This window comes from Coprobacter fastidiosus, assembly GCF_030296935.1.
Lineage (GTDB): Bacteria > Bacteroidota > Bacteroidia > Bacteroidales > Coprobacteraceae > Coprobacter > Coprobacter fastidiosus.
This window is the reverse complement of record NZ_AP028032.1, coordinates 1,492,183-1,507,204: the sequence shown is the minus strand read 5'-3', so window position 1 is coordinate 1,507,204 and position 15,022 is coordinate 1,492,183. Positions and strand designations below refer to the sequence as shown.

Here is a 15,022-nt window from a genome sequence, read left to right as displayed (position 1 = left end):
ATGTTATAATCAATTTCCTTTGTAATGCTTATATTTGAAATTCTGAAAAGTAATACATGAATATGCGATACGGTGAGATAAAGATTCTTTGTTGGGCTGTTTTGTCTTTTTTTCTCTTTTCCTGTGAGAAAGATGAGCCTGATATAGTGACGACAAGTCGGAAAACACTATTTATGTATTTGCCGTGGTCTTCTAATCTGACGACGAATTTTTATACGAATATTTCGGATATGGAAGAGTGTATAAAAAAGCGGGGATTAAAAGATGAAAAAGTTGTCGTGTTTATGTCTTCCAGCAGCACCGAGGCTTCTATGTTCGAAATTGTTTATAAAAATGGTAAATGCGAACGCAAAACGTTGAAGAGTTATACGAATCCGTCATTTACGACGGCAGAGGGCATTACCTCTATATTGAATGATATGAAGACATTTGCTCCGGCATCTATATATGCCATGACGATCGGGTGTCATGGTATGGGGTGGCTTCCGGTAGATCGAATGAAGACGATGTCTGTATCTTCTGTAAAAATGCATTGGGACTATGAGGGAAAACCGTTGACCCGTTATTTCGGAGGTTTGACAAGCGAATATCAGACAGATATAAGTACCCTTGCTAAAGGTATTGCGGATGCAGGCATAAAAATGGAATATATTTTGTTCGACGATTGCTATATGTCTTCGATCGAGGTTGCTTATGAGTTGAGAAATGTTACTGATTATTTGATTGCTTCTGCCAGTGAGATAATGGCATACGGGATGCCTTATGCCGTGATTGGTGAATATTTATTAGATGATTCTGATTTTCAGGCTGTCTGTGATGGCTTTTACGACTTTTATTCGGCTTATAGTATGCCTTATGGAACGTTGGCGGTAACGGTTTGTGCCGAACTGGAAGATCTTGCGACGATTATGAAAAAAATTAATACGGAATATATTTTCGATGAATCTTCCGAAAATGCTTTGCAACGAATGGATGGCTATACTCCGATAATATTTTACGATTACGGTGATTATGTAGAAAAGTTATGTAAAGATCCCGTTTTGTTGGAACGGTTTGAGCAGCAGTTGTCTCGGGCTGTGCCGTATAAAGTGCATACGGACTATTTTTATTCTGTGACCAAAGGTAGAGTTCCGATTTATACTTTCTCTGGAATAACGACATCAGATCCGAGTAAACATTCCCTTACCGTGTCAAAAACCGATACGGAGTGGTATAAGGCTACGCATTAATTGCTAAGAGCCTGCCTAAATTTTGTTCGGGTCGAACTTGAAAGTTTCTTTTAAGGGTATTTTGTGGTTTTTACGGAGATGGTGGCGGGCTACCAGACAAATGAAAATGGGGAAAAAGACCGGAAGAAGACGTAAAAATGATCTGATAACATTTTCTTATCGGAGAATTAAAACTGGCTCTGAATATGACTTCGATTTATTTGTGGAAGGAAAAAGCCGACCTACATTTTATGATTTCCTTTAAAAGATATATCTTTGTGAAAGAAAGACCGTGCAAACCGAATGTAAAATAAAAATATATTCGATTATTTTGCTGGGATGCAGTCTGTCTTTGTGAAACAAAAATGACGATATGAATTCTTTCAACGCTTTAAAAAAGATATATTCCAGACGGGCTGAGATCAAAAATTTACCGCATATTAAAGTTGCAGTTGTCGGTGATACAGCCACGCAGTTTCTCGCTATGGCAATTTACGGTACTGGCGTGGAGCGAGGTTTTGATATAGAGCTTTTTGAAGCAGAATATAATCAGGTAGAACGACAGTTTCTGGATAAAGCATCTGATCTATATCGGTTTGATGCAGATTATATCGTTGTTTTCCAGTCAACGCATAAATTACTTACTCGGTATGGGAAATGTGGGGATGCAGACCGGTTACGGTTGGCTGATGAACGTTTGGATTTTGTGAGGACAATTTGTGAGACTACCGATGCGAAAATTATTTATTGTAATTATCCGGAAATAGACGATGCCGTTTTCGGTAATTTTGCCAATCAGGTAGAATTTTCTTTCCTTTATCAATTGCGTAAACTTAATTACAAATTGATGGAGGTAGCTCGGGAATGTCCTAATCTTTATATCTGCGATCTAGCGACGATACAGAATAAACTGGGGCGGGATGCCGTATTTCAGCCGTCGATTTATGTCAGTACCGAAATGGTATTGTCTATCGAAGCTTTACCTTGGGTTGCATCCCGAATACTCGATATTATTTGTGCGCTGAAAGGAAAGATAAAGAAATGTCTTGTATTGGATCTCGATAATACGCTTTGGGGAGGGGTTATCGGAGATGACGGTATAGAAAATATTCAGATCGGTCATGGTTTGGGTATCGGCAAAGCTTTTTCAGAGTTCCAATTATGGATTAAAAAACTGAAAGAGAGAGGGGTAATTCTTGCAGTATGCAGTAAGAATACCGAGTCTGTAGCGAAAGAGCCGTTTGTCAAACATCCCGATATGATATTGAAATTGGATGATATCGCGGTGTTTGTCGCTAATTGGGAAAATAAAGCGGATAATATACGTCGAATACAGCAAATTCTGAATATAGGATTTGATTCTATGGTATTTTTGGATGATAATCCTTTTGAACGCAATATGGTGCGTGTGAATATTCCGGATATAGTCGTTCCTGAATTGCCAGAAGATCCCGGTGAATATCTTGAATATTTGTATGGACTGAATCTTTTTGAAACAGTTTCATATTCTGCTGCAGATTCGGAACGTACCCGACAGTATCAAGTAGAAGCCCGGCGAGTATCGGAGAGAATGAGTTTTGCAAATGAAGATGAATTTCTTGCAAGTCTGGAAATGGTTTCCGATATACAAGCGTTTACGCCTTTTAATATTCCCCGTGTCGCACAGCTTTCGCAACGTTCTAATCAATTTAATTTGCGTACGGTACGTTATACTGAAGGAGATATCGAGCGCATGGGTAAAGACCCGGAACGTTATGCTCCTTTTACATTTACGCTTGCAGATAAGTTCGGGGATAACGGACTTATTTGTGTGGTTATACTTGAGAAAGACAACCGTGCTAAGACTCTTTTTATCGATACGTGGTTTATGAGTTGCAGGGTATTGAAACGAGGAATGGAACGGTTTACTCTGAATGTCTTAGTGAGATATGCCAGAGAAAACGGGTTTAAGAAGATTATCGGAGAGTATATCCCGACCGTTAAAAATAAGATGGTGGAGGATCATTATGCACAATTAGGGTTTGTAAAGTTACCGGAAATGGAGAAAAACCTTTATATGCTTGATGTAGATTCTTATATAGATAAAACTTGTTATATATTGTCTAAATAATTTATGATATGACTCAAGAAGATATTTTAAGTAAAGTTCAAAATATTTTTAGGGATGTATTGGATGAAGAAAACATTTCATTGACATCTCAGACAACGGCAAATGATATAGAAGAATGGGACTCCTTAACTCATATTCAGCTCGTTGTGGCAATCGAAAAATCGTTTAAGATAAAATTTACTTCAAAAGAAATTTTATCTTGGAAAAATGTCGGAGAAATGGTTGAAACGATTCATGCTAAATTGTAGTGGTGACCTGTCTGAATTTTTCGGTAAGAAAATTATATCAGGTCATTTTTGCGTTTTTCCGGTCTGTTTCTTGTTTTTGCACGTCATATAGCTTGTTATGCTCTTTTATCGGAAATAGAGAAACACTCTCAAACGCAACTCTCGAAAAAGGACTGTGCAAAATTAAAACAGGTTCTGAACGATTTTGTCGAAGTGTTCAGGAGAGAATATCGAAAGAGAAGGGAATATTTGTAAAATAAACCGATATATAAAGTTATGATTATCAATTCATTTGAATTTTTGCTGTTTTTTATAATTTTCTTCGTTATATATTATATTCCCCGCTTAAATACAAGATATCAGAATCTTTTATTACTTGTCGGAAGTTATTTCTTTTATGGGTATGCAAGTCTGAGAATGTTGCCTTTGCTTATTGCGGTTACGATCATTTTTTATTATTTGGGTTTAGCGATACAAAAAAGCGGAGATACTAAAAAAGCATCGATTCTGACAGCTTTAGGTGTGTGGTCGGGAGTCGGTATTTTATTGTATTTTAAGTATTTCAATTTTTTTATTACTTCTTTTTCTGAATTGTTTGAATCATTCGGTTTACAGACTAATTGGCATACTTTCAATATTATAATGCCTTTGGGCATAAGTTTTTTCACTTTTAAATTAATTAGTTATATTATAGAGATACATCGTGGTCATATAGAAGCAGACCGGGATTTTATCTCTTTTGCAGCTTATGTCTCTTTTTTTCCGTGTATTCTTTCAGGACCGATAGACCGTCCTAATTCGTTTATTCCGCAGTTGTCTCAAACTCGTCGTTTTGATTATGATATGGCATCGGACGGCTTGCGTCAAATATTGTGGGGAATGTTTAAAAAGATGGTATTGGCTGATAATATTGCGGTTGTCGTAGATCAAGTTTGGAGTAGTTATACTGCATTTCCGAGCAGTACGTTGATATTGGCTGCCGTCTTATATTCATTTCAGATGTATACGGACTTTTCAGGTTATTCCGATATGGCAATCGGAGTCGGCAAAATTTTAGGAGTTAAGGTTACTCCCAATTTCAATTATCCGTTTTTTGCGTTGAATATTGCCGATTATTGGCGTCGTTGGCACATGTCTTTGACTTCGTGGTTGACCGATTATATATTTATGCCATTGAATGTACGGTTTCGTGATTGGGGCAATTGGGGTATGATCGTTGCTATTATCATCAATCTTGTGGCAGTAGGTATGTGGCATGGAGATAATTGGACATTTGCCGCATTCGGTTTGTATCATGGTTTGTTGTTTGTTCCGTTAATTCTTACAGGGGCTTTTTTTAAAAAGAACAAGATGAAAACCACTTATTGGGGATTGCCGACATTTCGCATGGTTTTGAAAATGTTGTTTACATTTATGCTGGTCACAATAGGATTGGTCATTTTTAAGGCGCATGATGTGACGCAAGCTTTTGACTACTTGTTATCTTGTTTTGGTACGGGCATATTGTCTTTGCCGAAAGTTCAGGGCGACACGAACGGAACGCTTTTATTCTCGTTGCTGTTTATTATTATGTTGCTTGTTATAGAATGGAAACAAAGAAGCAAGGAGTATGGATTGTCTATTGACAATTTGAGCCGTGTAAAGAGGTTAGGAGCTTATTCGTTTTTTTTGTTGGTGATTTATTTCTTCGGAACAGATACTTCTTCGTTTATATATTTTCAGTTCTAAATTATTTTTGTGTGATGAGATTATGAAACTTACAAAAAAGCAAATTGAAAATGTGGCGCTATTCGGAGGAGTATTTATCGTGTTGTTGATAATACTTAATGTAACAGCTCCCTATGTATATAAATTGTTTCCGAATGATTACTCCCGGATAGGGATTATATTGGATGCTCTGAAAACTCGTACTGTAACTCCGGAAATCGTTGTTTTCGGAAATAGTAAAGCTATGAGCGGAGTAGATGCCAATATGATACAAGAACATTTGTCCGGAAATCCTGAAACATATAACTTCTCATCGGTAGGGCAATCGATCGGGGAGAGCTTATTGTTCTATCCGATGCTACCTGATGATACAAAAGCGGTAATACAATGTTTTAAATTAGAGGAGTTTACGCAACCGCTTGTCTTTAATGAACCCGCGATTATCGCTTTGAAAATGGGGAAATATCCGATGAATGAAGATATAAAGCAATTGCTCCCAAAGGCGTTTTGGGAAAAGTTAGATAGGCCGGATGTTTATTATAATTTCAAGTCCCGCCAAACCGTGAGTTCGGGGTTGATACGTTTTTTACGTCTTCATTTGGATGAGGATGCTCCTGACAGCGGTATTCTCGATGATTTGAAGTTCCCTTATTTATTCCCGTCCGAGATAGATAAAGCTCCGAATTATCAGACCGTAATACAGATGTTGGAGAAGGAAGATTATTCTTGGGCTGATGATTTTTCTATTTCGGAAGAATGTAAAGATTTGCTTATTAAAGCAAATGATTATTTAGAACGAAAGAATGTGAAGTTGTATATAGCAATTATTTCTCATGCTCCGGATGTGAAAGGTCTGTCATCTGAAAAACAAGAAAAGATTATCGGAAAATTGCAGGGAGAACTGCCGCAATTGAAATTCATAGATTGTCGGAAATCTCTTACTTCAGATGATTTTTATGACCCGTTACATCCTAATAAAAAGGGAGCTGAAAAAATTTCGACTATAATCTCGACAGCGGTGAACGCTGATTTTTAGCTGTTTTAAAAGAAAATTGAGGGGAAAATTTTATATTTTTTGATTAACGGTCGTTTTATTTGTATTTGCAGACTTTTTTTCAGGGAATAACTGATCTTGAGGAACTCCCAATTCCTCAGCTATGACTTTTTGAGTCAGAGCATCCGGAGTTTGTACTCCGGCAATCCACATTCGTACAGTTTTTTCCGATTTCAATGTTTTATGTGCGATATATTCCACAAAAGCACTTTTGGGTGCTTTTACTACCCGACGGTCGGGAAGAGATTTGTAATATTCGACAAAGGATGCATTGCCGACAGGAAAATCTTTAAATGTCATTTTTCTGTATCAAAGTTGTTTATTCACTGTAATATTTATATTTTTGTTTCGTAATATATATTATTACGATGCAAATATATAACAATGTTCGTTAAAATCCAAACAAATAATGAATTTTGTTCGTTATATAATTAAAAATACCTGATATGGATTCAGTAAAAGAGAGGCTCAAAGCATTTATAGAATATAAAAAAATTTCGATAAGAAGTTTTGAGAATCGGTGTGGCTTATCATATGGGTATGTAAACAATATGCGGGTTTCTATACAGCCGGCAAAATTGAAAAGCATATCTCTGCAATTTCCTGATCTGAACAAAAGTTGGTTGTTGACAGGAGAGGGGGAGATGCTTGTTCCCACAGAAGGGAAAACCGTAGCGACCGAATCTATCGGTAATTATGGTAGTGTATTTAAGTCTTCGGGAATCGTTTCTATTCCGGCTAAAGTTTGGGATGTTATTGAAAAGCAGGCAGACAGTTTAAAAAGTAAAGATAAGCAGATCGATGATCTTATTTCATTACTGAAAGGTTTGATTCAAAAATAATTTTTGTGGTTGTAAGTATTAGAAGGTGCTTTTATTGAAGAGCACCTTTTTTATATAAATGGATATGCTCATAATTTATTGCTATAATTTGTTTTTATAGATTTGCCCGTCTTTTATAATCAATAGAATATTGTCATCGGGGTTTTCCAGTAATTGAATATTTTCCAGAACATTTTCGTTTATAAGTAACATGTCGGCAAAAGCACCTTCCTTGATTACTCCTAAATCTCCGGGATAGGGTTCCTCGATCCCGAAAGAGACAATAGCCGGGCATTATCATAGGTGACCATTCTCAGTATTTCGAAATTATTGAACCAGTTTTTAAGTTTCCCTATATCTTTATTTTGGTTTTTCGTATTAGCAGGATTGAATAACAGGTCTGTTCCCCATCCGAGTTTTACCTGATATTTCTTTGCCAATCTGTAAGCATTATCTGTATTTTGAACAATCATCTTATGTTTTTCCTGTTGTTCTTGAGTGGGATATTGATTGTCATCGAGGGTAAAAGGTTGCATACAGAGCCATACTTCTTTTCGAGCGATCAATTCCATTGTCGCTTCATCGATCAAGTGTCCGTGTTCTATGCTTTTTACACCGGCTTGTATTGCTCGGGTGATTGCTTGCGGTACATAGACATGTACCATTACATAAGTACCTGCATTTTCAGCCGCTTTTACAGCGGCATGAATCTCTTCTTCAAAATATTGGGAATCTTGCAGGCGATCATAAAGTGAGGCGACTCCGCCTCCGGTCATCAATTTTATTTGGCTAGCACCCAACCTCAGATTATTCCGTGCTGCGATGGTAACGGCATCCACTCCGTCTGCGATAATAGCCGCACCTATTTTTTCGGTGTGAGTCAGACAACAACAGCCGAAAGGTCGGGGATCGTCATATACAGCCCTGAAATCACCATGTCCTCCGGTTTGAGAAATGAGGGATCCGCTCGGATAAATTCTGGGACCCGGAATTATCCCTTCATCGATGGCGCGTTTTAGTCCGAACACCGGACCTCCGGCATCCCGTATCGTAGTGAAACCGCGCATTAGGGTTTTCCCTGCTTCGACACCGGCTTTTAATTGTGTGTAGTCCGTTTCTGCAGTAAGCAAGTCTATCATTGTGTTGCAACACATGTAGGAGTGCCAGTGTGCATCGATGAGTCCGGGCATCAGAAATTTACCTTTTCCGTCGATTATCGTTCCTTCTGCCGATATCGTTCCGGGTTCAGCTATTTTATTTATTCGGTTGTTCAGGATCAGAATATCTCCCATAACCGTTTTTTCGTCTGTTCCGTTGAATATCCGGACGTTTTTTATTAAAATAGTTTGTTCCATATCGAAAGATGCTATTTTGTCGATAAAACGGAATTACGTGAAAAAAGTTTGTCTTTTTACGGATAATTGGATAACGATCTTTGTTCAGTCTGACTGTCGTTTGAATTTTTATATCCGAAGAGAGAAGGGGAGGGGTGATTGAAAAAATGAGTGAGCCGGCAATCATTCAAATGTAAAGAGACTCCTAAAAGTCACGTAAAAACGACTTTTAGGAGTCTCTTCAGATCCGATTTTCAAGAAATATGTCTTTATGTCTGAATTTAGATAATACCTTGAGCCATCATGGCTTTTGCAACTTTCATAAATCCGGCTATATTAGCCCCTTTCATATAATTGATATATCCGTCTTTTTCAGTACCGTATTTTACACATTGGTGATGAATATCGCTCATGATCTGATGCAGTTTGGCATCAACCTCTTCGGCAGACCAACTGATATGCATGGCATTTTGAGTCATTTCGAGTCCGGATGTCGCAACTCCTCCTGCATTTACTGCTTTTCCCGGACCATACATGATACGGTGTTTGATAAACAAATCTATTGCTTCGGGGCGACAACCCATATTCGAAATTTCTCCTACACAGATGACTCCGTTAGCGATTAGTTGCTTGGCGTCGTCTTCGTCCAGTTCGTTTTGTGTAGCGCAAGGAAGGGCTATGTCGACTTTTTGCTCCCAAGGTCGTTTCCCCGGGAAAAACTCTACTCCGAATTTCTCGGCATACGGGGCAACGATATCATTGCCCGAGCTGCGGAGTTCGAGCATGTAATCGATTTTTTCGCCGGAGACTCCGTCTGGATCATAAATGTAACCGTCAGGTCCTGACAAGGTAACGACTTTAGCTCCTAATTCGGTCGCTTTGGTTACTGCTCCCCATGCTACATTTCCAAAACCGCTTACGGCAATTGTTTTTCCTTTGATTTCTATCCCTTTGGTCGATAACATCTGTTTTACGAAGTATAATCCTCCGAATCCTGTGGCTTCGGGGCGGATTAAAGAACCTCCGAATTCCAGTCCTTTACCTGTAAATGTGCCTGTATTTTCTCGTTTCAGTTTTTTATACATTCCGTACATATAACCCACTTCACGGCCGCCTACGCCTATATCGCCGGCAGGGACATCAGTGTCAGGACCTATATGCCGCCATAATTCGAGCATGAAGGCTTGGCAGAAACGCATTATTTCACCATCGGACTTTCCTCGCGGACTGAAGTCCGATCCGCCTTTAGCTCCGCCCATAGGCAGGGTTGTCAATGCATTCTTAAATGTCTGTTCGAATCCTAAAAATTTCAGAATAGACAGGTTTACGGAAGCGTGGAATCTTATGCCGCCTTTATACGGGCCTATCGCATTATTAAACTGTATACGGTATCCGAGATTTACTTGGACATTGCCTTTGTCGTCTACCCAAGGTACTTTAAATGTAAATATCCGGTCAGGTTCGACAAGTCGTTCTATGATTTTAGCTTTTTCAAATTCGGGGTGTTCATTATAGGTTTCCTCGATCGATAGAAGTACCTCGTGGACAGCTTGAAGATACTCCGGTTCGCCCGGGTGTTTAGCCTCGAGCGATGCCATGATGTCTTTTATGTTCATAGCGATGTGTTTTTATAAGGTTACTTATTTATTTTTAAGAGCTTTGGATAGTACCTTTAGCCCTTATTGCAAATTTAATCATTTATGCGGATAAAAAAATTATTTTTGCTAAATTTGAACATCAAAGAGCTAAAATAAATTTTAGCATTTTGTAATCTGAATATACCGAAATTGATTATGGAAACTCAAAATATAAAGCAATTATATTTGAAAGACACCTCTTTTGCTAACTTAATGCAAAAACGAATCTTTAATGTGTTGCTTATTGCCAGTCGTTATGACGCTTTTATTCTTGAAGAGGACGGGCGCGTGGACGAACAGATTTTTTTCGAATATACGTCTTTGAACTTGAGTTCGCCTCCTCGAGTTACTCAGGCAAATAGTTTTGACGAAGCTTTTCGGGAACTATCCGGAAAACGTTATGACCTGATAATTGCTATGCCGGGAATTGAAAATAGTGATACGTTCGAGAAAGCGAAAGAGATAAAAAGCATTTATCCCGATATCCCTATCGTAGTGTTGACCCCGTTCTCTCAAGAAGTATCGCGGCGGATCAGTAACGAGGATCTCAGTGGTGTCGATTATGTGTTCAGTTGGCTTGGTAATGCCGACCTTTTGCTGGCTATCATCAAACTGATAGAAGATAAAATGAATGCTGAGGAGGATATAAACTCCGTAGGGGTACAAGTAATTTTGTTGGTAGAAGATTCGATTCGTTTCTATTCTTCTATTTTGCCGCACCTTTATAAATTTGTATTGAAACAGTCGCAAATATTCTCGACCGAAGCTCTGAATCAGCATGAGCAGATGCTTAGAATGCGTGGACGTCCTAAAATAAAACTTGCCCGTACCTATGAAGAGGCGGTAGCGATTTATAACAAATATCCTAATAACATGTTGGGAATTGTTACTGACGTGTCTTTCAAAAGGGCTGGAGAAAAAGATAAGAAAGCCGGTTTGAAATTTTGTTCTTATATACGAGAGAAAGATGAATTTCTGCCGATTATAATCGAGTCTTCAGAGGTGGAGAATCAAAAAGACGCGATGTTTCTGAATGCTTGTTTTTTGGATAAGAACTCTAAAAAGTTGCCTGTCGATTTGCGTAAAACTATTCTCCGAAATTTTGGTTTCGGGGATTTCGAGTTTATTAATCCTCATACGGGTGAGGTTATTGCAACGGTACGTAATCTGAAGGATTTGCAAAATACGATAATGTCTATTCCCGATGAGTCGCTATATTATCATGGTTCTCGTAATCATATTTCTCGCTGGCTTTATTCCCGGGCGATGTTTCCGATAGCCGAATTGCTTCGCCAGAAACAATTTACCGACATTAGCGAATCGCAAGAAATGCGACAGCTTATTTTTGATGCTATCGTACAGTATCGTAAAATGAAAAATCGGGGAGTCGTTGCTATCTTTCAGCGGGAGAGATTTGATAAATATTCTAATTTTGCCCGTATAGGACAGGGATCTTTAGGGGGAAAGGGACGTGGACTTGCGTTTATCGATTCTATGATCAAGCGGCATCCGATACTTGAGAATTATGAGGGCGTGAGTGTCTCGATTCCTAAAACGGTGGTTCTTTGCACCGATATTTTCGATGAGTTTATGGAGACGAACAATCTTTATCAGATTGCATTATCCGATCTGCCGGATGAGGATATTTTGGAATATTTTTTGAAAGCTAAATTACCGGATAAATTGGTCGATGATTTTATGGCATTCTTCGAGGTAGTAGGGCGTCCGATTGCTGTTCGTTCATCCAGTCTGCTCGAAGATTCTCATTACCAGCCTTTTGCAGGAATATATTCGACTTATATGATTCCGTTTCTTGAAGATAAAGATGAAATGCTCCGGCTGTTGAGCGACGCTATTAAAGGGGTATATGCTTCTGTTTTTTATGCCGACAGCAAAGCATATATGACCGCAACATCTAATGTAATCGATCAGGAAAAGATGGCGATTATTTTACAGGAAGTGGTGGGCTCACAATATGGAGATCGTTATTATCCATCTTTTGCCGGAGTAGGAAGATCTTTGAATTATTATCCGATCAATGATGAGAAAGCGGAAGACGGAGTCGTTGATGTTGCCGTGGGATTAGGGAAATATATTGTCGATGGAGGACGGAGTTTACGTTTTTCGCCTAAACATCCATGTAATGTATTGCAGACCAGTACGCTCGATTTGGCGCTTAGCGATACTCAAACGCGTTTTTATGCTCTTGATTTGAAAAGCATGGGAAAAACTTTTTCGATCGATGATAGTTTTAATTTGTTGAAACTATCTATCCGAGATGCAGAAAAAGATAATTCGTTACGAGGGATGGTTTCGACTTTTGATCCGTATGATCAGATAATCCGTGACGGATATTATGAAGGAGGAAGAAAAGTCGTTACCTTTGCAAATATCTTGCAACATGGGGTATTCCCTTTAGCTGAATTATTAAAAATGATGCTGGAGTTCGGGTCTCAGGAGATGGGACGTCCTGTAGAGATAGAATTTGCAGCGAATTTACCTAATCAGGAACACAAACAGGGGATGCTGTATTGGTTGCAGATACGCCCTATCGTAGATACGAAAGAAATGCGAGATGACGAAATCGGAGAGGTGAGGGATGAGGACCTGCTTTTAAAGACCGACTCGGCATTGGGACATGGCATTATGGATAATATATGTCATGTGGTATATGTAAAAAGCGATAATTTCAGGTCTTCGAACAATTCTTTGATAGCAAGAGAAATAGAGAAGATCAACCGTATGTTTACCGAACGGGGTGAAAATTATATATTGGTAGGACCGGGACGTTGGGGATCGAGTGATACGGCTCTCGGAATACCTGTTAAATGGCCTCATATTTCTAATTCGAAGTTGATTGTCGAGACGGCGTTGGCCGGTTATCATATAGAGCCGAGTCAAGGGACTCATTTTTTTCAGAATCTAACCTCTTTCGGGGTGGGATATTTTACCATCAACCCTTCTTCAAAAGGATGTTTGTTCGATGAAGAGTATTTAAACCGCCTGAATGCGGAACAGGAAACCGATTTTCTTCGGGTCGTACGGTTCGAACGTCCGGTGATAGTAAAGATAAACGGGAAAAAGAGCATAGGTATTGTTATAAAACCGGATGCCGGAAATGTAAAAGAAAAGTAAAATAATTTATATAAAACGGGAATGAAATCAAAATTTATGAAATCGATGCAATTGCTGTGGCAAGCTTCTTCGGTTACAAATGAAGAAGATGAAGTGCTTCAAGAGAAAGAGAGTGCCCGGCAGGATTGCTCTATTGACCCGGCTTTGGCAAAAGAATATGTCCGGGCTCTTACCGAAGAACAGATACCACAACCGTTATTGGATAAAATGGCTGATCTTATCAACGAGTCTATTCCCGAGTTGGTTCGTCAGTCGATAGATAAAGAAGCTGAGAAACGGAATATATATAATCATTTGTTATCTCCGTTTACCGATTATATACGGTTTATATATGAGAAGATACAAACAGAAGGCTCTTCACAGTGGAAACAAGATGAAATCCGGTTGAAAGAGCAGGTAAAAGAGTTGAATGACTATATACATGAGCTTTCTTCGAAACAAGAGGAGTTTCAAAGTCAGTATTTAAGCGCCGAACGGCAAAAAAGGGCATTAGGCGAGCGGGTTCATGAATTGGAAATGCGCATTGTGACTTTTGAGGCTGACAAAGAGCAAAGCGATATGGAAAAAAGTGCACTGAACAATAAGCTTAAAGTTGCGGCTGTGCAGGAAAAAAATAAGGCGGATGAGTTGGCTGCTTTGCAGGAAGAAAAATCTCGTCTTGAGCAGGAGTTGGCGAAAGTGCAACAAGTAGATTTGTCCCTTCCTGATAAATTGCAGAAAGCTACAGAAAAGGCGGAGAATTTGCAGAAACATCTGGATTCTGTTATTGCGAAACAACAAGATGCCGATAATGCCTTTGTTACTTTGCAGACTGAAAATGCCGGATTGCAGGATGAGCTCGATCAGATGATAGCTGAAAATAAGGAATTGCATGAATCTCTGACGAAAGTATTGCACGCCAAAGATGATGCAGTAAGGCAGGCTGTAGAGCGAGAAGAAATGTTGAAACGTAAAGTTGATTCTCTGTTGCTGGAGAAACAACAACTTTTCGACTTGTCGGTTTCTAAAGAGAATGAAATAGAATCTGCTCGAAATGAACTGCGTATATTAACTGAAGAGTTGGAAAAACAGAAAAATGCCGATAAGATGTTGACAGAAACTCTTGATGCAAAAGCTCGTTTGGAAGCGGCTCTTTCAGAATCGGAAGATCAAGTGCGTTCTTTAAAACAGAATATCGGAAATGAAGAGCGTAGGAGTGGAGAATTGCAGTCTTCTGTGAAATTATTGGAAAGTCGGATTGATCTTTTGGAAAAAGAAAAAAAAGATGTATCGGCATTATTGGAAAAAAAGTCTGCTGAATTGGACGCTCAGCGAAAGCAGACTGAGGAAACAGAGGCAAATCTTCGGGATATGATAGATATTAAACACCAATTGTTGGTTGCTAATGATATGTTGGCCGCGGTGAAAGCGCAACGGCAGGATTTGTTTGCAGAAGTAGAAAAAGAGAAGTCGGAACGAACGGAATTGCAACAGAAATTGTTAATATCTGAAGAGACGCTTCGGCAATTTGAAAACGATCAGCAGATCGACAGAAAAAATATCCGGGCATTGATGGCTGAAATAGATGTTTTGAAAGATGAACTGAAGAAAAACAGTCGGGATAGCCGATTTTTAGATGAACCTGAAGAACTTGATTGGTTAGTTCCTACACGTCCTGATACACCGGAAGAAATAGCTCGTAAAAAAGCGGAAAAGAAACTGCAGGAGAAAGAATTGATGGCAGAGGAAGAAAAGACGGAGGTAAAACCGGATCCGTCACAAATGAGTTTATGGTAATTTAAATATAATA

10 protein-coding genes and 1 pseudogene are annotated in these 15,022 nt (G+C 38.9%); 8 read left to right on the top strand and 3 right to left on the bottom strand.

Annotation, left to right across the window (positions count from 1 at the left end):
* The first annotated feature begins 56 nt into the window (after positions 1 to 56).
* From QUE35_RS05940 to QUE35_RS05920, 5 genes are all read left to right on the top strand, one after another.
* Positions 57 to 1,229 carry a clostripain-related cysteine peptidase gene (locus tag QUE35_RS05940; protein ID WP_022601679.1) on the top strand — a complete coding sequence of 391 codons (1,173 nt, stop codon included), beginning with the start codon at positions 57 to 59 and terminating at the stop codon, positions 1,227 to 1,229.
* A 352-nt stretch (positions 1,230 to 1,581) separates the two neighbouring features.
* On the top strand, positions 1,582 to 3,318 hold the full coding sequence (locus QUE35_RS05935; protein ID WP_022601675.1) for an HAD-IIIC family phosphatase: 1,737 nt from the start codon (positions 1,582 to 1,584) through the stop codon (positions 3,316 to 3,318).
* 8 nt (positions 3,319 to 3,326) lie between these two features.
* Positions 3,327 to 3,566, top strand: coding sequence for an acyl carrier protein (locus QUE35_RS05930; RefSeq protein ID WP_022601674.1), 240 nt, complete (start codon positions 3,327 to 3,329; stop codon positions 3,564 to 3,566).
* A 396-nt stretch (positions 3,567 to 3,962) separates the two neighbouring features.
* Complete coding sequence (locus QUE35_RS05925) at positions 3,963 to 5,273, top strand: MBOAT family O-acyltransferase (protein ID WP_169721135.1); 1,311 nt, start codon at positions 3,963 to 3,965, stop codon at positions 5,271 to 5,273.
* Positions 5,274 to 5,295: 22 nt separating this feature from the next.
* On the top strand, positions 5,296 to 6,288 hold the full coding sequence (locus QUE35_RS05920) for a hypothetical protein (RefSeq protein WP_022601669.1): 993 nt from the start codon (positions 5,296 to 5,298) through the stop codon (positions 6,286 to 6,288).
* Between the two features lie 30 nt (positions 6,289 to 6,318).
* Here the strand turns inward: QUE35_RS05920 and QUE35_RS05915 are convergent, their stop codons facing one another.
* A complete protein-coding gene (locus QUE35_RS05915; RefSeq protein WP_009318754.1) occupies positions 6,319 to 6,606 on the bottom strand; it encodes a helix-turn-helix domain-containing protein in 288 nt (95 codons plus the stop codon).
* Positions 6,607 to 6,752: 146 nt separating this feature from the next.
* On the opposite strand from QUE35_RS05915, the gene QUE35_RS05910 reads away from it, so the two are divergent.
* On the top strand, positions 6,753 to 7,148 hold the full coding sequence (locus tag QUE35_RS05910; RefSeq protein WP_022601668.1) for a hypothetical protein: 396 nt from the start codon (positions 6,753 to 6,755) through the stop codon (positions 7,146 to 7,148).
* Between the two features lie 81 nt (positions 7,149 to 7,229).
* On the opposite strand, the pseudogene QUE35_RS05905 reads toward QUE35_RS05910, so the two are convergent.
* Positions 7,230 to 8,482 (bottom strand): annotated as a pseudogene (locus QUE35_RS05905) (metal-dependent hydrolase family protein).
* 260 nt (positions 8,483 to 8,742) lie between these two features.
* Positions 8,743 to 10,077 carry an NADP-specific glutamate dehydrogenase gene (gdhA, locus tag QUE35_RS05900; protein ID WP_009318757.1) on the bottom strand — a complete coding sequence of 445 codons (1,335 nt, stop codon included), beginning with the start codon at positions 10,075 to 10,077 and terminating at the stop codon, positions 8,743 to 8,745.
* Positions 10,078 to 10,251: 174 nt separating this feature from the next.
* On the opposite strand from gdhA, the gene QUE35_RS05895 reads away from it, so the two are divergent.
* Both QUE35_RS05895 and QUE35_RS05890 read left to right on the top strand, forming a co-directional pair.
* Entirely contained in the window at positions 10,252 to 13,233 is a 2,982-nt protein-coding gene (locus QUE35_RS05895) for a PEP/pyruvate-binding domain-containing protein (protein ID WP_416241635.1), read from the top strand.
* Between the two features lie 21 nt (positions 13,234 to 13,254).
* Positions 13,255 to 15,009 (top strand): coiled-coil domain-containing protein, encoded by a 1,755-nt coding sequence (locus tag QUE35_RS05890; RefSeq protein WP_147404867.1) that lies wholly within the window; start codon positions 13,255 to 13,257, stop codon positions 15,007 to 15,009.
* Positions 15,010 to 15,022 lie beyond the last annotated feature (13 nt).